This window comes from Polaromonas sp. (assembly GCF_041689105.1).
Lineage (GTDB): Bacteria > Pseudomonadota > Gammaproteobacteria > Burkholderiales > Burkholderiaceae_C > Polaromonas.
Genome location: NZ_JBDNGU010000187.1, coordinates 1 through 19,641 on the forward strand (window position 1 = coordinate 1; position 19,641 = coordinate 19,641).

Annotated in this window: 20 protein-coding genes and 2 pseudogenes; 15 read left to right on the forward strand and 7 right to left on the reverse strand. The window is 62.5% G+C overall.

The genetic code is table 11. The features are described 5' to 3' along the window. Positions 1–40 precede the first annotated feature (40 nt). Complete coding sequence (locus ACESMT_RS18605) at positions 41–511, forward strand: hypothetical protein (protein WP_372828119.1); 471 nt, start codon at positions 41–43, stop codon at positions 509–511. A gap of 8 nt (positions 512–519) precedes the next feature. On the opposite strand, the gene ACESMT_RS18610 is transcribed toward ACESMT_RS18605, so the two are convergent. The 4 genes and pseudogenes from ACESMT_RS18610 to ACESMT_RS18625 form a co-directional block, all read right to left on the reverse strand. Further along, complete coding sequence (locus ACESMT_RS18610) at positions 520–1,287, reverse strand: ATP-binding protein (protein WP_372828116.1); 768 nt, start codon at positions 1,285–1,287, stop codon at positions 520–522. A gap of 15 nt (positions 1,288–1,302) precedes the next feature. Continuing rightward, positions 1,303–1,977: pseudogene (locus tag ACESMT_RS18615) on the reverse strand (PAS domain S-box protein); the annotation flags it as partial. Beyond that, a complete protein-coding gene (locus tag ACESMT_RS18620; protein ID WP_372828120.1) occupies positions 1,941–2,390 on the reverse strand; it encodes a hypothetical protein in 450 nt (149 codons plus the stop codon). The gene ACESMT_RS18620 and the pseudogene ACESMT_RS18615, both read right to left, overlap by 37 nt. A gap of 149 nt (positions 2,391–2,539) precedes the next feature. Continuing rightward, positions 2,540–2,878: pseudogene (locus tag ACESMT_RS18625) on the reverse strand (Hpt domain-containing protein); the annotation flags it as partial. Between the two features lie 44 nt (positions 2,879–2,922). On the opposite strand from ACESMT_RS18625, the gene ACESMT_RS18630 reads away from it, so the two are divergent. Next, positions 2,923–3,441 carry a TIGR02281 family clan AA aspartic protease gene (locus tag ACESMT_RS18630; RefSeq protein ID WP_372828083.1) on the forward strand — a complete coding sequence of 173 codons (519 nt, stop codon included), beginning with the start codon at positions 2,923–2,925 and terminating at the stop codon, positions 3,439–3,441. A 170-nt stretch (positions 3,442–3,611) separates the two neighbouring features. Then, a complete protein-coding gene (locus tag ACESMT_RS18635) occupies positions 3,612–4,403 on the forward strand; it encodes a hypothetical protein (RefSeq protein WP_372828084.1) in 792 nt (263 codons plus the stop codon). A 37-nt stretch (positions 4,404–4,440) separates the two neighbouring features. Here the strand turns inward: ACESMT_RS18635 and ACESMT_RS18640 are convergent, their stop codons facing one another. Further along, positions 4,441–6,186, reverse strand: a complete 1,746-nt coding sequence (locus ACESMT_RS18640; protein WP_372828085.1) for a GMC family oxidoreductase — start codon at positions 6,184–6,186, stop codon at positions 4,441–4,443. A 152-nt stretch (positions 6,187–6,338) separates the two neighbouring features. After that, positions 6,339–7,856, reverse strand: coding sequence for a CoA-acylating methylmalonate-semialdehyde dehydrogenase (locus ACESMT_RS18645; protein WP_372828086.1), 1,518 nt, complete (start codon positions 7,854–7,856; stop codon positions 6,339–6,341). A gap of 117 nt (positions 7,857–7,973) precedes the next feature. Here ACESMT_RS18645 and ACESMT_RS18650 point away from each other — a divergent pair, with 117 nt between their 5' ends. The 10 genes from ACESMT_RS18650 (at position 7,974) to ACESMT_RS18695 (ending at position 16,407) form a co-directional block, all read left to right on the forward strand. After that, complete coding sequence (locus ACESMT_RS18650) at positions 7,974–8,960, forward strand: LysR family transcriptional regulator (RefSeq protein ID WP_372828087.1); 987 nt, start codon at positions 7,974–7,976, stop codon at positions 8,958–8,960. A 229-nt stretch (positions 8,961–9,189) separates the two neighbouring features. Next, a complete protein-coding gene (locus tag ACESMT_RS18655; RefSeq protein WP_372828117.1) occupies positions 9,190–10,365 on the forward strand; it encodes an MlaE family ABC transporter permease in 1,176 nt (391 codons plus the stop codon). 2 nt (positions 10,366–10,367) lie between these two features. Further along, a complete protein-coding gene (locus ACESMT_RS18660) occupies positions 10,368–11,201 on the forward strand; it encodes an ABC transporter ATP-binding protein (RefSeq protein ID WP_372828088.1) in 834 nt (277 codons plus the stop codon). A gap of 32 nt (positions 11,202–11,233) precedes the next feature. Next, positions 11,234–12,187 (forward strand): MlaD family protein, encoded by a 954-nt coding sequence (locus ACESMT_RS18665; RefSeq protein WP_372828089.1) that lies wholly within the window; start codon positions 11,234–11,236, stop codon positions 12,185–12,187. After that, on the forward strand, positions 12,184–12,879 hold the full coding sequence (locus ACESMT_RS18670; protein ID WP_372828090.1) for an ABC-type transport auxiliary lipoprotein family protein: 696 nt from the start codon (positions 12,184–12,186) through the stop codon (positions 12,877–12,879). Before ACESMT_RS18665 ends, ACESMT_RS18670 begins: the two co-directional genes overlap by 4 nt. A gap of 101 nt (positions 12,880–12,980) precedes the next feature. Continuing rightward, complete coding sequence (locus ACESMT_RS18675; RefSeq protein ID WP_372828091.1) at positions 12,981–13,535, forward strand: cyclic nucleotide-binding domain-containing protein; 555 nt, start codon at positions 12,981–12,983, stop codon at positions 13,533–13,535. Positions 13,536–13,657: 122 nt separating this feature from the next. Beyond that, positions 13,658–14,008, forward strand: a complete 351-nt coding sequence (locus ACESMT_RS18680) for a hypothetical protein (RefSeq protein ID WP_372828092.1) — start codon at positions 13,658–13,660, stop codon at positions 14,006–14,008. A 166-nt stretch (positions 14,009–14,174) separates the two neighbouring features. Then, positions 14,175–14,960, forward strand: a complete 786-nt coding sequence (locus tag ACESMT_RS18685; RefSeq protein WP_372828093.1) for a HupE/UreJ family protein — start codon at positions 14,175–14,177, stop codon at positions 14,958–14,960. A gap of 43 nt (positions 14,961–15,003) precedes the next feature. Then, the gene (locus ACESMT_RS18690) at positions 15,004–15,354 is read left to right on the forward strand and encodes a DUF6488 family protein (RefSeq protein ID WP_372828094.1); all 351 of its coding nucleotides are present in this window, start codon (positions 15,004–15,006) and stop codon (positions 15,352–15,354) included. 9 nt (positions 15,355–15,363) lie between these two features. Next, complete coding sequence (locus tag ACESMT_RS18695; RefSeq protein WP_372828095.1) at positions 15,364–16,407, forward strand: EamA family transporter; 1,044 nt, start codon at positions 15,364–15,366, stop codon at positions 16,405–16,407. Between the two features lie 78 nt (positions 16,408–16,485). On the opposite strand, the gene ACESMT_RS18700 is transcribed toward ACESMT_RS18695, so the two are convergent. Then, a complete protein-coding gene (locus ACESMT_RS18700; RefSeq protein ID WP_372828096.1) occupies positions 16,486–17,124 on the reverse strand; it encodes a MarC family protein in 639 nt (212 codons plus the stop codon). A gap of 861 nt (positions 17,125–17,985) precedes the next feature. On the opposite strand from ACESMT_RS18700, the gene ACESMT_RS18705 reads away from it, so the two are divergent. Further along, positions 17,986–18,663, forward strand: a complete 678-nt coding sequence (locus ACESMT_RS18705; protein WP_372828097.1) for a hypothetical protein — start codon at positions 17,986–17,988, stop codon at positions 18,661–18,663. Between the two features lie 96 nt (positions 18,664–18,759). Continuing rightward, positions 18,760–19,575 (forward strand): hypothetical protein, encoded by an 816-nt coding sequence (locus ACESMT_RS18710; RefSeq protein ID WP_372828098.1) that lies wholly within the window; start codon positions 18,760–18,762, stop codon positions 19,573–19,575. Positions 19,576–19,641: the final 66 nt, after the last annotated feature.

Below are 19,641 nucleotides of genomic sequence, written 5' to 3' on the forward strand. Positions count from 1 at the left end.
CAGCATGCCGAGCGGATTGCCTGATTGGCAAGGAGAAGCCATGTCCACCACCGAAAAAATTGCCATTGCCGCCCATCTGCATGTGCTGCTGCGACGCAAGACCGGGCGTGTGACAGACACGGAATGGATGGCCACCAATGCGCAATACGCCGCTGAAATTGTCCGATTCTCCCGCGAAAAGGCGGTAGAAGACGGGCACATCGACCTGGGCGTGTGGGCCGACAGGCTGGAGGAAATCATGGCCACGCCGGACGCCAAACATCGCGTGCCGCTGGTCAAACTGATGGCAGACGCGGTCAAGGAACGTGCGGTCGGCGCGCACAGCGCTGTCGTGCCCACCCGCCCGGTGGCCGACCAGCAAGGTGCCCGCTCGGTCAGCACCGAAGAGCCGTACCCCGAATCCGGCTTCATCGAATCGACCTTTGGCCCGATGTTTGGCGACAGCGAGGCGCACCGTGAACGCAAGGCGCGGGACCCGGACGCGCCACGTTACGTGAAAGGCTTGCGGTAGGGACTGCGTCAGGGCCGCGTGATGGTCGGCGCTTGCCGGGGTGTTGGCTCCAGCGTGAAGTAAAAGCGCGCACCCTCCCCGGGTGCCGATTGGGCCCAGATTTTTCCGTCGTGGCGCGTGACGATGCGCCGCGCGGTGGCCAGTCCAATGCCGGCGCCGGGAAAATCTTCCGGCGCATGCAGGCGCTGGAAGGCGCCAAACAGCTTGTCGGCGCACGCCATGTCAAAGCCTGCCCCGTTGTCGCCAACGACAAAAACCGTCTCACTGGCCGAGCCGGGTTCAGCGCGCACGCTGATGTGAGCCACCGCCTGTTGCGCGCTGAACTTCCAGGCATTGCCCAACAGGATTTTCAGCAGATGGCGCACCAGCGTGGCATCGGCGAATGCGGCCAGAGGTTGCTGCAAATTTGTCAGGAGCTGCCGGTCGCTGGTTTGCGTCTGTAATGCTGCCAGCAGCTTTTTGGCCATGGTTCCCAGGTCCAGCTGCTCGCGCCGGATGTGGGCGCGGGACAGTTGGGCCAGCGCCAGCAGGCTGTCGGTGCGCTCGTTCATCTGGCCGACGCCGGCACGGATGCGCTGCAGGTAGTGTTTGCCGCGTTCGCTCACGCCGCCGCTCATCTCCCTTTCCAGCAGCCTGGTCAGGCCATTGATGGCGATGTACGGCTGCCGCAGGTCGTGCGCCAGCGAGTGCGAGAACGACTGCAACTCCTGGTTCGCCGCAGTGAGCTCGGCGGTACGCTGCGTCACGCGGGTTTCCAGCTCGGCATTGAGCTGCATGATTTGCTGCTCGGCCAGTTTGCGCTCTGTGATGTCGCGCAGGATCACACTGATCTGCAGCTCGCCCTGGCTGCTCAGATGTTGTGAAGAAGAAACCTCGACCGGGAAACGCCTGCCGTCGCCATGCACACAGGTCAGCTAGCCGCTGAACTCGCCCGTGCGACTTCGCTGCTGGAGCATGCGCGCCACGCGTTTGTCGCCCGCGTCCACCAGCCCGGCAATGCCGGCGCCCTGCATTTGCTGCTCAGTCATGCCGAACATCGCACAGGCCGCCGGGTTCGCAGAAATCACGGAGCCGTCCGCCAGGGTCTGGATGAGGCCGTCCAGGCTGGTTTGCACCACCAGGCGGAAACGTTCTTCGCTGATGCGCAGTGTGTCTTCCGCCTTCAGCAGGCTGCGGTAGCGGCGGGCGCGGCTTTGTGCCGCAGCCACCAGGGCGGCAGGGTCCACCGGCTTGAGGATGAAGTCGTCGCCGCCCTGCCTCAGCGCCTGCGCTTGCCTGTCCAGGCTGGTTTCGGTTGACAGGAAAACAATCGGAATGCGCACCAGTTCCTGCTGCTGGCGGATCACCGCCGCCAGTTCTGCCCTGTTGCACTGGGGCATGTGGAGGTCGCAGGTGATCAGGTCCGGCTTGAAATTGGCCAGCGGAGCCATCACCTCGCGCGGGTCCGAGAGGGTGCAGGTTTGCATGCCCCCCGCTTGCAGCACACCTGCAAAAAGGCGGCCAGGGCCTCATCGTCATCCACGATCAGTATCCGGTAGGGCCGGGCCGGCTCCGCAGAAGTCACCCGATCCAGCAGGCCTGCCAGCGCGTTGATATCGAGCGGTGCAGGGCAATAGGCGCTGGCGCCTGCCTGCACGGCCTTCAGCCGGTCCGCAAAATCATTGCTGCCCGAAATGAAAATCAGTGGGGCAGTGGTGTCAGCGTGCTGCGTCAGCACGGGGTCACCGCAAAAAGTGGTGGCGGCCACGATGGCCGCCGGCCCAACTTGTCCAGGCAGGGGCACCGGAATCTGCGTCGGGTGTTCAACGACCAGGCTCTGATAAGCAAAACTTTTGAGCTGTGCGGCCAGTTGCCTGGCGGTGTGCGCGTGGGCTTCCACGATGAGTACCAGCCGCCCGCTTCTGGGGCGTGCCAGCACCCCGGCCGTGCGAGCGGGCCGGGCCGCTGGGTCGGCTCCAGCGCTTGCTCCAGCGCCTGCTTCGGCGCTGCATGGCCAGACAGCAGTGCAACCCGACCGTCAGCGCTCATCGTCTGCCGGGCGCCCACTGTGCCAGAGAGAATTTTTTCGATGGCCGCTGCCGCTTCGCTGATGGCCGAAACCCCGAAAGTGCCCCCCGAGCCCGCCAGTTTGTGGGCTTGAGCCAGCGCGGTCAGCGCCGAGTTCTCCTCGCGCGTTTGCTGGTAGCGCTGCAGCGCCGTGTCCAGCTCGGCGATCTTTGCCGGCAGTCCCGCCAGGTAAAGCTCGCGCTGCGCTTGCATGTACAGGGCGAGACTGGTGGATGACATCGGGAGGGGCTTGTTGGCGGTCTTGTACGCCGTGCAATCATGTGCCGCGTTGGCCCATGCGCTCGTGTCGCAACGTATCATGGCCGCAAGCGCGGTGCATACGCGCCGGAAAACCGAAGGAATGGATGGGCAACCGCAGTTCAAACGAAGCCGGACGAGCCGGCGCAGGCCTGGCTTGGGGGCCGCTGGCTATTGTGCTGTTCTGGCTGGCGGTCATGGGCGTGTTGTATGCCTTGATGACCCAGGTACTCAAACCGCCTCCCATGCAGGTTTCAATCACGGGTGAGTTGACCATCCCCCGGGCGCGGGACGGCCATTTTTATGCGCAGGGCCAGATCCAGGGCAAGCCGGTAACCTTTCTGGTGGACACCGGCGCCTCGCTGGTTGTCGTCAGCGAGGCGTTTGCCCGGGATGCCAGCCTGGCGCCTGGTGAGCCCACCACCTTCAGGACGGCCAGTGGTGAGCTGCGCGGCCGCATTGTCTCCGGCCTGACCGTGTCTGTCGGGCCAGCCAGCGTATCGGGTGCCCGGGTGGGCGTGGGGCTGGTAGGCCCGGATCCAGCGATGGCTTTGTTGGGGCAGAGTTTTTTGTCCAGGTTTGAGGTGCTGCTGTCCGGCGACACCATGACTCTGCGTGAAAAGTAGCCCAAAGCCCGTCACATGCCTTGACAAGCGGGCGGGAATGGCGATTATGGAGGGACCGGTTCCAAGGTAATAAGTTACTGCTGCATCGGTAATTGATAACTGATACGCCCAGCGTTACAGCCTACCATGAGCTTGTATCGGGGGTCCTCCCCGGAGCGCAGGAGTCCGACATGTCACGAGCCGCTTTTGTCCTTTTCGCGAGTGTACTTTTCAATGCACTGGTGCCAGTCGTGGCGGCCGACATTTTTGCCTTTCGACAAGGTGTGTTGATTCAGGGCACCATCCAGAAAGGCGACTACGCCAAAATCATCCAGTTTGTCCGCCATCCCGACAACTATGGGCGTTTTGCCCGATCTGTCTTTCTGGATTCTCCTGGCGGTGATCTGGGTGAGACCATCCGTATCGCCCACCTGCTCGAAAAAAGTTATGCGGCAACACACGTCGGTTCCGGCGCCCGTTGCTACAGCGCCTGTTTTATCTTGTGGATGAGCGGCGTCAGCCGCAATGTGTTCGCTGGCGCGGCCCTGGGGGTCCACAGGATCAGCGTCAAGGTCGACGGCGAGTCGATGGACCCCGCTTCAGAGAGTTATGCCAGCATTGCGCGCCGGGTGGAGGACTACATGGCAAGCCTGGGCACGCCTCGCACCATTCTGGACAAGATGAATGCCACCGCCTCCGCGAGCATGTTTGTCATCAGCCAGCGCTGGCTGGCAGAGCAGCGCTTGCTGACGGTTGTTTCTTACCGCGGAGGTTTTATCGATGCTGCGCAAGCGCAGTGCGGGCCTGAGCCCTACGCTGCCGCGCTCAAAGACTCCGCGCCCATGAGCGAGGAGGAGGCGCAGCGCTGGGTCGAGGTGGTCAAGCGCTGGATAGGCTGCGCGGATGAGCTGCGCGCCAGCAGCCAGAAACTCGACGGGGTGAGCATTGCCGCGCTGATTGCCGCGTCAGATACCAGGCGCTGACGCGTCAGACACGGGCGCCAGGGAAAACCTGCAGACCTTAGACCCCGTCGCGTATCCACTGTGCGGCTTTTTCCGCAATCATCAATGTTGGCGAATTGGTGTTGCCGCTGGTGATCAGTGGCATCACACCGGCATCAACCACACGCAGGCCCTTGATCCCGCGCACCCGCAGGTGCGGGTCCACCACGGCCATCACATCGTCGGCCTTGCCCATTTTTGTGGTGCCAACCGGATGGAAAATCGTAGTCGCAATGTCACCGGCCAGCCGTGCCAGGTCTTCATCGCTTTGAAACTGCACGCCGGGACGGAACTCTTCAGGCTGGTAGCCAGCCAGCGCGCTCTGGCTGACGATGCGGCGCGTGACGCGAAGCGAGTCGGCTGCGACCTGCCGGTCCTGCTGTGTGCTGAGGTAGTTGGGAGCAATCGCCGGTGCGTCTTCAAAACGGTTGGACTTGATGAGGACCGTTCCCCGGCTGGTCGGGTTGAGGTTGCAGACGCTGGCCGTGAACGCGTTGAAGGTGTGCAGGGGTTCGCCAAAGGCGTCGAGCGACAGGGGCTGCACGTGGTATTCGATGTTGGGCCAGGGCTGGTCGGGTGAACTGCGCGTGAAGGCACCCAGCTGCGATGGGGCCATGCTCATCGGGCCGGTTTGCTTGAGCGCGTATTCCAGGCCGATCTTGGCCTTGCCCCAAAGCGAGCTGCCCAGCGTGTTGAGCGTGAAGTTTTTAGCCCGGCTTCCCGCCGGATGGTTGACCTTGTACACCGAGCGGATCTGCAGGTGGTCCTGCAGGTTGGCGCCCACGCCCGGAAGATCCAGCACGACCGGGATGCCGTGCTGCTGCAACAGCGCGGCGGGGCCTATGCCCGAGAGCTGCAGGATTTGTGGCGAACCTATGCTGCCGGCGCTCAGGATGACTTCACCAATTTGGCCTTGCTCCTTGCCCGATTCGCGCGTGGCAAACGCCGTGACACGTTCCTGGCCGGTCCAGACCTCGACGCCTGTGCAGCGCTGGCTGCCGTCGTCCTGGCGTTCAATGACAAGTTTGCAGACCTGCGCGCTGGTCCACATCTCGAAGTTGGGGCGACCAAAGCAGGCAGGGCGCAAAAACGCCTTCGCGGTGTTCCAGCGCCAGCCGTTTTTCTGGTTCACCTCAAAATAGCCCACGCCTTCGTTGTCGCCACGGTTGAAGTCATCGGTGGCAGGTATGCCTGCCTGCTGCGCGGCCTCGGCAAAGGCGTCGAGGATTTTCCAGTGAAGCCGCTGCTTGTCGACCCGCCACTCACCGCCAGCATTGCGATGGCGCAGGGTTTGCTGGTAGGGGTTGAGCTTGTCCTGCATCAGCGCCGGCGCGGTACCGCGCGCACCATGCGTCGCATCGGCGCCTTTGTAATGGTCTTCGTGGAGTTTGAAGTGGGGCAGGGCGTTGTCCCAGCGCCAGGCATCGTCGCCCGTCAGTTGCGCCCACTGGTCGTAGTCGCGCGCCTGGCCGCGCATGTAGATCATGCCGTTGATGCTGGAGCAGCCGCCCAATGTCTTGCCGCGCGGGTAACGCAGCGTGCGCCCGTTCAGGCCGGCGTCTGGCTCGGTGTTGTACAGCCAGTCGGTGCGCGGGTTGCCGATGCAGTACAGGTAGCCGACCGGGATGTGGATCCAGTGGTAATCGTCCTTGCGGCCGGCCTCGATCAGCAACACACGTTTGGACGCATCAGCGCTCAGACGGTTGGCCAGCAGGCAGCCGGCGGTTCCGCCGCCGACGATGATGTAGTCGAAGGTGTTGTTCATGCGTCTTGCCTCGTTGTTCTTGTGGTTTGGTCAGATTTGCGCGGCGCCGTCTGGCCTCAGTGCGCCTCAGGCCAGCGCGGATCTGGCTCTGCCAGTCCGCAGCTGGCGCCCCCTGAGGGGGAGGCGGCCAAAGGCCGCTTTGGGGGGGGAGCTTATTTCGCTGTTGGCATCACAAACTCAGCGCCCTTGCCAATGCTCTCCGGCCAGCGCTGCATGATGGATTTTTGCTTGGTGTAGAAACGCACCCCTTCCTCCCCATAGGCATGCATGTCGCCAAACAGGCTTTTCTTCCAGCCCCCAAAGCCGTGCCAGGCCATAGGCACCGGAATCGGCACATTGATGCCCACCATGCCCACCTGGATGCGCCGGCTGAACTCACGCGCCACATGGCCGTCCCGCGTAAAGCAGCTCACCCCGTTGCCAAACTCGTGCGCGTTGATCAGGTTGACCGCTTCGGCAAAGTCCTTGACCCGCACACAGCCCAGCACCGGCCCGAAGATCTCCTCCTTGTAGATCTTCATCTCCGCCGTGACATGGTCAAACAGCGTGCCGCCCATCCAGAAACCGTTGTCGCAACCAGCGCCCGCAGTTTTGCCCGTGAAGCCACGGCCGTCGACCAGCATTTTTGCGCCCTCTTTGACACCCTGCTCGATGTAGCCGGTGATGCGGCTGTGCGCCGCCGCCGTCACGATGGGGCCCATCTCGGCGTCCAGGTTGGTGCCGTTGAGCACTTTGAGGGTTTTGGCGCGCTCGACCAGCTTGGGGATCAGCTTGTCCGCCGCGTCGCCGACCAGCACCGCCACCGAAATCGCCATGCAGCGCTCGCCGGCCGAGCCGTAGCCGGCGCCGATCAGGGCGTCCACCGCCTGGTCGATGTCGGCGTCGGGCATCACCACCATGTGGTTCTTCGCCCCGCCCAGCGCCTGCACGCGTTTGCCGTGGTGGGCGCCGGTCTCATAGATGTAGTTGGCAATCGGGGTCGAACCCACAAACGAGATGGCTTTGACGTCCGGGTGTACCAGTAGCGCATCGACCGCCTCCTTGTCACCCTGCACCACGTTGAAGACACCATCGGGCAGGCCGGCCTGTTTGAGCAGCTCGGCCATCAGCAAACTGGCGCTGGGGTCGATCGGGCTGGGTTTGAGCACAAAGCAGTTGCCAGCGGCAATCGCCACCGGAAACATCCACATCGGCACCATCACGGGGAAGTTGAAGGGCGTGATGCCGGCGACCACACCGAGCGGCTGGCGCAGGGTCCAGTTGTCAATACCGGTGGAGACCTGGTCGGTGAAGTCGCCTTTGAGCAACTGGGGGATGCCGCAGGCAAACTCCACAATATCAATGCCGCGCGAGACCTCGCCCTGGGCGTCGGTGAACACTTTGCCGTGCTCGGCGGTGATCAGCTGGGCCAGCTTGTCTTTGTGCACATTGAGCAGTTCGAGGAACTTGAACATCACCCGGGCGCGGCGAATCGGCGGGGTGTCGGACCAGGCGGGGAAGGCGGCAACACCTGCGACGACGGCGGCATCGACTTCAGCAGCATCGGCCAGCGCCACGCGCCCTGTCACGGCCCCGGTGGCCGGGTTGAAGACGTCTTGCGTTCGCCCGGAGTTGCCGGGGACGCTGTGGCCGTTGATGGCGTGGTCGATGGCTGTTACGGGCGGGTTCATATTTGGGCGGCTCATATCATTCATTGGGGGTTCTCCATGGGCAATCAGCAAGAGTAACGGACTAAAGGGGTCGGGTCTACTTTGAATTTCTCAGTAGTGATATAAATATTACTAATAATGGACATCCAGACACTCCGGATTTTTGCCGCCGTGGCGCGCGAAGGAAACCTCTCGCGCGCTGCCGACAAGCTGGCCCTGACGCAGCCTGCCGTCAGCCTGCAGATGAAAGGCCTGCAAGCTGCCACGGGGCTGACACTTTTCACGCGCAGTGCGCAAGGCATGAACCTCACGCGCGACGGCGCGGCGTTGTTGCCGCTGGCCGAGAAAGTGCTCGCAGCGCAGGGAGACTTCAAAAACGCCGCTGCCGGGCTGCACACCCAGGTGCGCGGCAAGCTGCGCATTGGCACCATCCTGGACCCGGCGTTCACCCGGCTGGGCGCCTTTTTGCGGGTGCTGGTCGAAACCGCGCCGCAAGTCGAGACTGAGTTGCGCCAGGCCATGAGTGGTGAAGTGCTGGCGCAGATTGACCGCGGCGAACTGGATGTGGGCTTTTACCTCGGCAGCCCCAACCCTTTGTCGGCCGCCACGGCAACTTCAAAGCCAAATCGGCCTTCAGCCCTTGCCAATCGGGCGCAATCAGCTATCAATTCAGGAGCTAATGAGGCGCAAGCCTCACCGCCCCGATTCGCCGTTCGGGAGCTGATGCACTTCACCTACCGCGTGCTGGCACCCGCCGGATGGGGGCCGCGGGTGCTGGGCAAGGACTGGAAGGCGCTGGCGGCCTTGCCCTGGATCGCCACGCCCCCAGCGTCTGCCCACCACCGCCTGCTGGCCAGCGTGTTTGAACCGCTCGGTGTTGAACCGCGGCGCGTTGCGTTGGTGGACCAGGAGGCGTCCATGCTGGACCTGGTCAAGTCCGGCGTGGGTTTGAGCCTGGTGCGTGACTCCATCGCCATGCGTGAGTCCCAGTCTGCCGGGCTGGTGATCGCCGACCAGGTCCAGCTGCAAAGTGTGCTGGTCTTTGTTTGCCTGCACACGCAGCGCCACGCGCCCGTGGTGGCCAGCGCCTGGCGGGCGCTGGAGACCGTGTGGCGGCTGGACTGACCACCCGCGCTCAGGCCGTGGGTTGACTATCCCCTGGTTGCGCGCACTGGAAGAGGAGTGCATTCACTTTCCATCTGCGCTGTAGGACAGGGGCGGGGCTCTTTTGGGGACAAATGCTGTAGTCATTTTTGCGCACGCTGGATTAACATGGTTCAGCCCGATGGCTGCACGCTGTGCGACTGCACGTTGATGCGGCCCGTCTCTCCGACCCATCCACGCCGCTGCCATTATCAAAAACACGCCATCCCCAGCGGAGCCCGCTGCCAGCGAATCCGCTCCGCATATCGACCAGCAGGACGCCCCCGAAGGTGCGTCTTATGCCGTGTTGGGCGTGTGGACGGCCGGCGAGCTGACGGCGCGTCCGGTTTGGGAGGCGCTGTCAGCCCGCCTGCAGGCCCTGGGGACCGGCGATACCAGCGGCAGCGCGGGCGGCACTTTATGGGACTTGCGCCAGATCAGCCAGCTCGACCACCTCGGCGCGCAGGTGCTGTGGAACCACTGGGGCCGCCAGTGGCCGCAGAAGATTGAAGTCGAGCCTGCGCATCGCGCCGTGCTGGAGCGGGTGGCCCAATTCAGCGTGGACCGGCCCGCCGTGCCTGCCCCCGGTTTCAGCCAGTCCTTTCTGAAGCTGGGCGAAGGCCTGCTCGAAGTGGTGCACCACTTCACCGACGTGGTGGCGCTGGTGGGCCGACTCGCGATCAACCTTGTCAAGCTGGCCAAACGCCCGGGTGAAGGCCCGTGGCGCGACATCTCGGGCCACCTGTACCACATAGGCGCCACCGCCCTGCCGATCACCGCGCTGGTGGGCTTTCTGATTGGTGTGGTGCTGGCTTACCTGATCTCGCAGCAACTCAAGCAGTTCGGCGCGGACGCCTTCATCGTCGACATCCTGGGCATCTCGCTGATCCGCGAGCTCGGCCCGGTGCTGGCCGCCATCCTGATTGCCGGGCGCTCCGGTTCCGCGATCACCGCGCAGATCGGCGTGATGCGTGTGACGGAAGAACTCGACGCCATGCGTGTCATGGGTATTGCCCACAGTTACCGGCTGGTGATGCCACGCGCGCTGGCGCTGGCCGTGGTGATGCCGCTGATCAGTGTCTGGACAACCGTTGCCGCACTGGTGGGCGGCATGCTGGCGGCAGACCTGGCCATGGGCATCACGCCGTCCTTTTTCATCAATGCCCTGCCGGCTGCGGTGGACGCCGCCAACCTGACGCTGGCGACTGCCAAGTCGGTGGTGTTTGGCGTGCTGATCGCGCTGATCGGCTGCCATTTCGGCCTGCGCGTCAAGCCCAACACAGAAAGCCTGGGCCAGGGCACCACAGCTTCTGTCGTGACGTCGATCACGGTGGTGATTCTGGTGGATGCCTTGTTCGCCGTGTTGTTCAAGGGCATAGGAATCTGACCATGGCCACCAGCGATACGACACGCTTTCCGCCTGGCACCGCTGATGTCGACGATGCCATCGTCGACATCAGCGGCCTGTCCACGGTGTTCACCAACGGTGACAAGCAGTCCGTGGTCCACAAGGACCTGGACCTGACCATACAGCGTGGCGAGTTTCTGTCGCTGGTCGGTGGTTCGGGCACCGGCAAAACCGTGCTGCTGCGGCAGATGCTGGGGCTGGAGCAGCCCACGGCGGGAGAGATCAAGGTACTCGGCAAACCGGCGGCCGAACTTGGCAAACGCGGCGCGGCGCAACGCGTGGGCATGTTGTTCCAGCAGGGTGCGCTGTTTTCAGCCTTCACGGTGCTGGAGAACATCGCCTTTCCGCTGCGCGAACTCAAGACCCTGCCGAACGCACTGATCCTCGAAGCGGCCCTCGTCAAGCTGCAGATGGTTGGGCTGGCGCCCGAACACGCCGACAAGATGCCCAGCGATTTGTCCGGCGGCATGGTCAAGCGTGTGTCGCTGGCGCGCGCGCTGATCATGGACCCGCCCCTGCTGTTGCTCGACGAGCCGACCGCCGGGCTGGACCCGGAGAGTTCTGACAGCTTTTGCGCGTTGCTGCGCTCGCTGCACCGCGAGATGGAGCTCACGGTGGTGATGGTCACGCACGACCTGGATACGCTGTTCGAACTCAGTACGCGCATAGCCGTGCTGGCCGACCAGAAGGTCATAGTCAGCGGACCGCCCAGGGACGTGATCGCCTTCCCGCATCCCTTTATCCGCAACTTTTTTCTGGGTGAACGCGGCCAGCGTGCGATGGAGCTGCTGCGCGAATACCCGTTTACTGTATGAGCTGCCTCGAAGAGGTATGAAGGACTTGAAATATGGAAAACAAAGCCCATGCCCTGGCCGCCGGCGCTTTTGTGCTGGTGATTGCCGCCTTGCTGGCGCTGCTGGCCGTCTGGCTGACCCGCGACAGCGGCGAGCGCCATCTCTACGAGCTGTCCACACGCGAGACCATCTCCGGCCTGCAGCCGCAGGCGCAGGTGCGGTTTCGTGGTGTTCCGGTCGGCAAGGTCGAGTTCATCGGCTTTGACCACAAGACGGCGGGCAATGTGCTGATCCGCATCTCGGTGGAGATTGGTACGCCGTTGACCCAATCGACCTTCGCCACCATCAGCTCGCAAGGCGTGACCGGGCTGGGCTTCATCCAGCTTGAGGACGACGGCCCTTCCACGGTGGCGCTGGTGCCCAATGACGACGATCCGCCGCGCATCCCGCTCAAGCCTGGTCTGCTGGACAAGCTGCTGGGCAAAGGCGAGATCATCATGGACCAGGTCGAAGCGGCCAGCACCCAGCTGAACAAGTTGCTCGGCGACGGCAACCAGAAGGCGCTGATGGGCGCAGTCAGCAATTTCAGCCAGGCCGCCGACAGCCTCAACAAGGTGGTGCTCAAACTGGACCCGGTGGTGGCCAGTCTGCCCAAACTCAGTCAGGAAGCCAGCACGACCATGAACTCGCTGAAGACGGCCGCCGACGATGTGTCCAAAACCGCCAACGAGGTCACCATCACGGCGCAGCGCCTGAACGCCAAGGGCGGCCCCATCGACAAGATCGCCGAAGGCGGCGCGGCATTGGCCGCCACGGTCGAGACCTTCAGCGCGGCGACGCTGCCGCGCCTGGGCGAGGTGGCCGAGGAAACTGCGCGCGCCATGCGCCAGCTCAGGCGTACCGTCAACGCGGTGGACGACAACCCGCAGTCGCTGATTTTTGGCAACGGCCCGCCCACCCCCGGACCGGGTGAAAAAGGCTTCACCGCTCCAGGAGGAAAACCATGACTTACTCAGTTGCTATCAATAAACTAGCTGGTTATGCATGCTGCACAAGGGCTGGAGGCCGATTTGGCTTCATGTTGTCGGTGGCGTTGCTGCTGGGTGCCTGCTCGGCCTTGCCCGACAAGCCGGTGCGCGCCGCGCTCTACGACTTCGGTCCAGGCGCGCTGTCGCCTGTTCCTGCCACACGCCAGGCGCCGCTGCCACCGTTGGCGCTGGCCGACATTTCCACGCCCGGCGGCGTACTGGACAACCAGGCCGTGCTGTACCGGCTGGCTTACGCCGATGCGCAGCAGCTGCGGCCCTATTCACAGGCGCGCTGGAGCATGCCCCCCGCGCAACTGGTGCGCCAGCGCTTGCGCGATACCCTGAGCCGCAATCGGGCTGTGCTCAATGCGGGCGAGGGCCCGGCGCTCAACCGCGGCGTCAACCAGGGCGTGCTGCCGCGTGTGCTGCAGCTCGAGCTCGAAGAGTTCAGCCACTTTTTCGAGACGCCGGAGCGCAGCGTGGGCCTGGTGCGCCTGCGCGCCACGCTGGTCGAAACCACGTCCAGCGGCGAGAAGCTGCTGGCCCAGCGCAGCATCACGGTGCAGCGCCCCGCGCCCAGTGCCGATGCGCCCGGCGGCGTGCGCGCGCTGACGGCGGCGACCGACGCCGCGATTGACGAGATAGCGACATGGCTGCAACAGACCCCCTGAATCCACGCGATGCGGGCGGGAAGCGCGACGAGCGCAGCGCAGGGCCGCCCCAAGCAAGCTCAGCCCACTCGGGGGGCAGGGACCCACACGAAGTGGGGACCGTGGGGGCCATCCCCATTGAAGACAAGCTTCAGCAGGCCGGGCTGGCGCTGCTCGGCAACTGCCAGAAGATGTCCGGGCGCGGGCCGGGCCTGCTTGAGCACTCGGCGATGCTGGAAGACTTCACACCTCAGGAGCTCGACACCCTGGGCGAGGCCATGCTGCTGATCCGCGCACAACCGGGGCAGGTGCTGATGAGCGAAGGCGATGGCGGCGACTGGATGCTGCTGCTGCTCAGCGGCACGGTCGATGTGACCAAGGCCACACCGCCGACCGGCGATGACACCGATGCGCCGGAGACGATGTCGCGCCTGGGCGTGGCCACCGAAGGCGCGGCCCTGGGCGAGATGTCGATGTTCGACCGCGACGTGCGTTACGCCACCTGCACCGCGATTGACACGGTGGAAGCCGCGGTGCTCAGCCGCGCCGCCATCGGCCAGCTGATCCGCCAGCACCCGGGTGTCGGCGCCAAGCTCATGGTCAAGATCACCCAGCTGCTGGCCCAGCGCCTGCGCAACACCAGCAACCGGCTGGTCAAGATGCTGGAAAAACGATAGCTGCCCGCCCCAGCCCGGCATGCGCCGGGGCCGACTCGATGGTCAGACCGGTCCAGCGCACAGGTCGGGTGAAGACACAGTTTGTCGATAGTCGGCGCAGGAGCGACACGTACAATCACGACATGGCCCGCAAGTTCTTCGCTCTGCTGTTGCTGCTGTCCGTTTTCTGGCAATCGGCAGGAATGGCGGGCTCCGCCGCCGCACTGGGCAGCGTGGAAGCATCTAGCCATACCGTCCAGCACTGGCAGGATGCAGAGCATCACCACCACGACGATGGCAGTCTGCACGCAGATGACTCCGACGGCACGGCGCAGCACATGCATGCCGAAAGCGGCGCCAACACCACCGGCCTGGTGAGTCTGGGCTGGCGCGACCTTGTCATGCAACGCCCTGCGGCGCCGAGGGCATTGGCCAGCCCGCCGCACCCTTCGCCTCATCCGAGAGGTCTGTTGCGGCCTCCTCAAGCGGCTTGATTCCCCCGGCGCGGCCAAACCCGCGCCGCGCTACTGCGTCCTGAGTCTCCATCGCCTGAGGGCGACATGCAACGCCGGTCTCCCCATTGCCCTGAGCCCTGGCTGTTGCCATGGAGCGTTGAATCCATTCCATACATGTATTGAAACCCTGATTGAAAGCCCGTTTATGTACAAACGTCTGTTTCCAGGCCTTGCGGCTGCGCTGGCGCTTGGCGCGCCGCTGCTGGCCCTGGCCCATGGCATTTCTGAGGCCGACCAGCAGCGCATGCTGGACGGTGGCTACCTCATGTACATCATGCTGGGCGCCACCCACATGCTCACGGGGTATGACCACCTGTTGTTCCTCTTCGGCGTGGTCTTTTTCCTCACCGGGTTCCGGGACATCGCCAAGTTTGTGACCGTGTTCACCCTGGGGCACAGCATCACGCTGATCTTGGCCACGTTTCTCCAGATCACCTGGAATTTCTATCTGGTGGACGCCATCATCGCCATCAGCGTGATCTACAAGGGCTTTGACAACAACGGCGGGTTCCAGAAGTACTTCGACATGAAGTCGCCCAACCTGCTGGCTGCGGTCTTTGGCTTTGGCCTCTTGCACGGCTTCGGCCTGTCCACCCGGCTGCAGCAGTTGCCGCTGGGCGATGACAGCGCCGCCATCCTGGGGCGTATCCTGAGCTTTAACGTCGGCGTTGAAATTGGTCAGATCCTCGCGCTGTGCGTGATGGTCGGCTTGCTGGCGCTCTGGCGCCGACGCCCGTCGTTCAAGCGTTTCAGCTACGCGGCGAACCTGGCGCTGGTCTATGCCGGCGCTTTGCTGCTGCTGATGCAACTGCATGGCTACCAGCACGACGCGGACCCTGACAGCTTCAGGTTCCCCAGCCAGGAGCACCGCCATGCCCATGAGGACATGGACATCGAAAAAGCGGCTGACCCCAGCCGGGACAAACTTTGATTTTTAGCATCGCCTGTTTTTTTAATTCACTGAGGAAATCCAAATGAAACAACTGATCGTCGCCATCGCATCCGTCACTGCCTTGGGCATCTCCGCCCCCGCGTTCAGCTCTGCGGGTGGCAGTTGCCACTTTCACGGCACCAAACCAGCCGCCGAGGCCACCGTGGCGAGCTGCGCCGCCCAGCGCAAAGACGCCCTGGTCACCAGCGGGAAAATCGACGGCGCATGGAAGGCCGTCAAGCAAGACAAGGTGGAGCAGGTGGACGGCAAGAAGGGCAAGGAATGGAAGGTGAGCTTCAAAGACCCGGCAGCCAGGGACAAGGCCAAGGAAACGCTGTACATGTTCTTCACGGTACCCGGTAACTTTATTGCTGCCAACTTCACAGGCCAGTAAGGGGCTTTCATGATTGCACCGGCCCTGCGTGGCGGCCTGTTGGCCTTGCTGGCGGCAACGCTGTTTGGCGTCAGCACCCCGCTGGTCCAGTACTTCGGCACGGGGCTTGGCGCGCTGAGCACCGCAGCCCTGCTGTATGCGGGCGCTGCGGTAGCTGGGGCGCTGCTGCGCCGCCCGGCCCATCAGGAGGCCGCGCTACGCCGCAGCGATCTGCCGCGCCTGCTGGCGGTGGTCGCGTTTGGCGCGGTGATTGGCCCGGTGGCGCTGGCCTGGGGCCTGCAGCGCACCAGCGGCGCCAGTGCCTCGCTGATGCTCACCCTGGAGGCCTTGTTCACCGCCGTACTCGCCTGGCGGCTGTACCGCGAAACCATGGACGCCCGGGTCTGGGTCGCCATGGCGCTGCTGCTGGCCGGCGGTGTGCTGCTGATACTGGGCCAGGGCCGGCTTGGCGGCACCCAACTGGTGGGCATGCTGGCCGTTCTGGTGGCGACGGCCGCTTGGGGCATCGATAACACTTTGTCGCGCGCCCTGGCCGAGCGCGACCCCGGGCAGGTGGTGATGGTCAAGGCGGCGTTGGGCGCAGCAGTCACGGCGCTGCTGGCGCTGGTGTTTTCAGAGTCTGCGCCGCGCTGGGGCGCCGTCGCTGGTTTGCTGGCCGTGGGCGCCACCGGCTACGGCTTGAGCCTGCGTTTTTACCTGCTGGCGCAACGCGCCTTTGGCGTGGCACGCACCGGCTCGGTCTTCGCTTTTGCACCGTTTATTGGCGCGGTGCTGGCTCTTGCCATGGGCGACCGCTCGGTCAGCGCCTGGGCAGGCGCTGGCGGCCTGCTGATGCTGGGCGGCGTGTTGCTGCACCTGATGGAGTCACACGGCCACGCGCATGACCATGCAGCCCTTGACCACGAACACGCGCACAACCACGCCGACGGGCACCACCAGCACACACACAGTCCCATGCCCGAAGGCTCACACAGCCACCCGCACCACCACGAAGCGCAGGACCACGCGCACCCGCATGTGCCCGATGCGCATCATCTGCACCGGCATGGGTGAGGCCGCCGCCGCTGGTTGGTCTGCTATTGAAAATATAGCTGCCCGCGCACACTCCATAAGGGCTAGTGCCCGATTCGACTACAAAGACCGGCCCAGAATCGGAAACAGCTTGAGCAAGCCGCCAGCCATGACCTCGATGGCCAGCGCTGCCAGGATCAGGCCCATCAACCGGGTCATCACGTTGATGCCGGTCTTGCCCAGCACGCGGGCAATCGGGTCGGCCAGCGCAAAACAGACGGCCGTGGCCAGGCCGATCACCACGCCGTAACCGACCAGCATGCTGAGCTGGAGAAAATTCTGCGCCTTCTCCGCGTAGATCACCACGGTCGACATGGTGGCCGGGCCGGTCAGCAGGGGGATCGTCAGTGGCACCACGGCAATGCTGGCGCCCATGGCGGCTTTTTCTGCACCGTCCTCGTATTCGTTGGTCTGCGCCTTGGCTTCGGCCGGCTGGGCATTCAGCATGTTCATCGAGCTGAGCAGCAGCAGCATGCCGCCACCCACCTGAAAACTCGCCAGCGAGATGCTGAAGAAGTCCAGAATCTGCAGCCCCAGCAGCGCGCTGGTGGCAATCACCAGAAAAGCACTGAACGACGCGGTAACGATGGTGCGGCGCCGCTGCGCATGCGAAAAGCCCTGGGTGTAGTGGATGAAAAACGGAACGATGGCCAGCGGATTGACGATGGCCAGCAAGGCGACGAGCGGTTTGAAGTCCATGAACGTTCTTTTGCGGTTGGTTCGTCGAATGACGGGGGTAACCGAGGTCGTTATACATCAACCTGCTGCGAGCCCAGCCGTTTGTGCTGCTGCGGCGATTGGTGTTTTCGCAATTCATGACACCGCACCGTTCGGGCTGAGCCAGTCGAAGCCCCTCGACAGGCTAACGACACGCCAAGCTTCCCGTCGTGCGCATTTCAGTGATCGTGGCCACCTGTTTCAGCGTGATCGTTGACGGCGTTTCAGAGCCATCGTGGGCGCGCAGGGGATGCGCGTAGGCGAATTTTGTGTGACGTATCGCAGCCGGGCTATCTGGTAACGAATTCCATCAATCTCTGGCCGCACAGCGCACGAAGTCACTGGCTGGAAATGGCAGGAAGCGGCTGCATGGCCCGGCGTTATCTGTGCCCGCATCCGGTCACAAATTGGCAGTCGGGGAAATTCAGGGCGTCCCCCCTTCTGGCAGAAAAGCGGACGCTCCCGGTTTCGCCGTGAAAGTCAGTAACGCGCCTAAAACGAACGTAGCCCATAGTGGGGGGAAGCGTGTGGCAGCCGATGCCAAATAGATGCACCATGCCGATGTGGCCTTACCAATGGCAAAACTCGGCAGCTTAGGGTAAAAACGCATTTGCGAGATAAGCCCGCAATGACATGCCTGCCCTATACGCGCCATGTCCAGTAAAGAGGTTTTTGGTAAGTTCGATCCTAGGGAAGGTCTGAATAAGTCGGTCAGCAACAAATAATGCCCTTGATTCTGAACAAGCTTCAGAGGGAGCCAGACCGTGTTTTCGACTTGCGAGCTCTCGGGTCTGGACTTGATCAGAGCTTCCCTAGGGTAACAATGGCTGTTAAATTCACCTTATGAAAGAGTTGATGAAAAGCCTACCCTCCCCCTCGTGGCGCGCAGTTGCAGCAAAGCGCAATCTCTGCGCTTTCATTGCTTTTATATTGCTCGGTCATCCGGCGTTTGCACAAGAAACATCATTTCGTAGGGTTCAATTGGCTCACGGTATCTCGCTCGATATCCCGTCACATTGGACAATACTGTCACAGGATAGTCGTAGAAATCTCAGTGCAGCTGGCCAAGCAATGGCTGACAACGCGGGCATCGAGGGCCCGAGCGGTCGAAAAGAGTCGCTCCTCGCAGTGAACGCCTCACCCAGCCCGACTGGAGCAATGATTCGTGTAAGTGTTACATCGCCATCCGATTACACCCAGGCTGATCTTGCGTCTGCAACGCCTGCAGAGCTCAAAGAGCTTGGCGTCGAAATGCAGAGTATGTTCAAGAAACTTGAGGCATCTGGTGGCCCGAAAATTATTGAAATGCAAACTTTTCGAATTGATAAGTTTGATACTTATCGAGTATTGGTTATGCCGTACATTCGTGCCAGTGTGAATGGGCCTTCACCTTGGCAAGTTACCCAGTACAAGATACCTGTTTCCACTCGCCTGATTGAGATAACTCTGTCGTATAGGCAGTCGGATTCCATTGTTTGGCAGCCAATACTGGAGCGAGTAAGACGCTCGGTGCAGTATTAATGTATTCCGTTAGCAAATCGCGAAACACCGGCGATCGCAAGTGGCTGCTCGCTCTGCTTTTTAACGCCAGTTGCCTCAAACTTTAGGCTTCAAACTATGATTATCGATTGGTTGATTTACGGCATTTTCGTGTGGGGAGTAGTGGCTCTAATCAATGCTATGGCATTCAAGCAGCAGCCGGCAAACCGCCCGACCGCTTGGGTACTCACAATCGTCATCTTCTTCATCAATCTAGTCGCAATGACCGTTCTGCAACATCTTCGCTATCAGGTGATTTCGCAGGACTTGGGCCTCCAAATCAGACCAAAGGGGGCGGTTGACATAATCGGCGCCTTCACATTTTCTTTTATGTTTTTTGCGTTACTCCGAAAGAAACCCAATAGACCAGCGCTGTTGAAGGAAGAGATTCAACGCCCCATGCCAGCCGCCGCATCAGCGTCGGTGCCGACACCAGTGGTTAGTCCAACCAGTATGGCCCCTGCTGCTGCACTCAGCAAGGGTCCCGCATTAGTCGAAGCGCTGACAACAGTACCTGCAGAAGAGTTTTGGTCAGACGCACTTGCAGAGTTCGATAGCGCGTCACGGCGCAGTGGTCTCTGGGCAAGATCATTCGCCGAAGCTCAAGGAAATGAAACGCTGGCAAAGGCCAACTATTTGCGATATCGCGCCTCAGAACTTGAGCACGAAAATCAAGAGCAACTTGCTGAATGTGCGCGCGAGGCAGCACAGCTAACTAAGCTTGGTGAGCTAGCGCTTCTGTCCGAGTCGGAACGTGCCTATGCGCTACTTCCCAAGGGGATCTGCCCGAATTGCACCGCAATCGTCCCGCTGTCCTCGGAAACTTGTTCTAAGTGCACGGCCATGTTCGGTATGGGCAGCAAATGGCACCTCAAGCCCGCCGATGAATCCTGACATTTTTGATCGGTCGTTTCCTAGCGTACTGGATCCGGCCACTCATTTATAACTTTAGCAACCAAA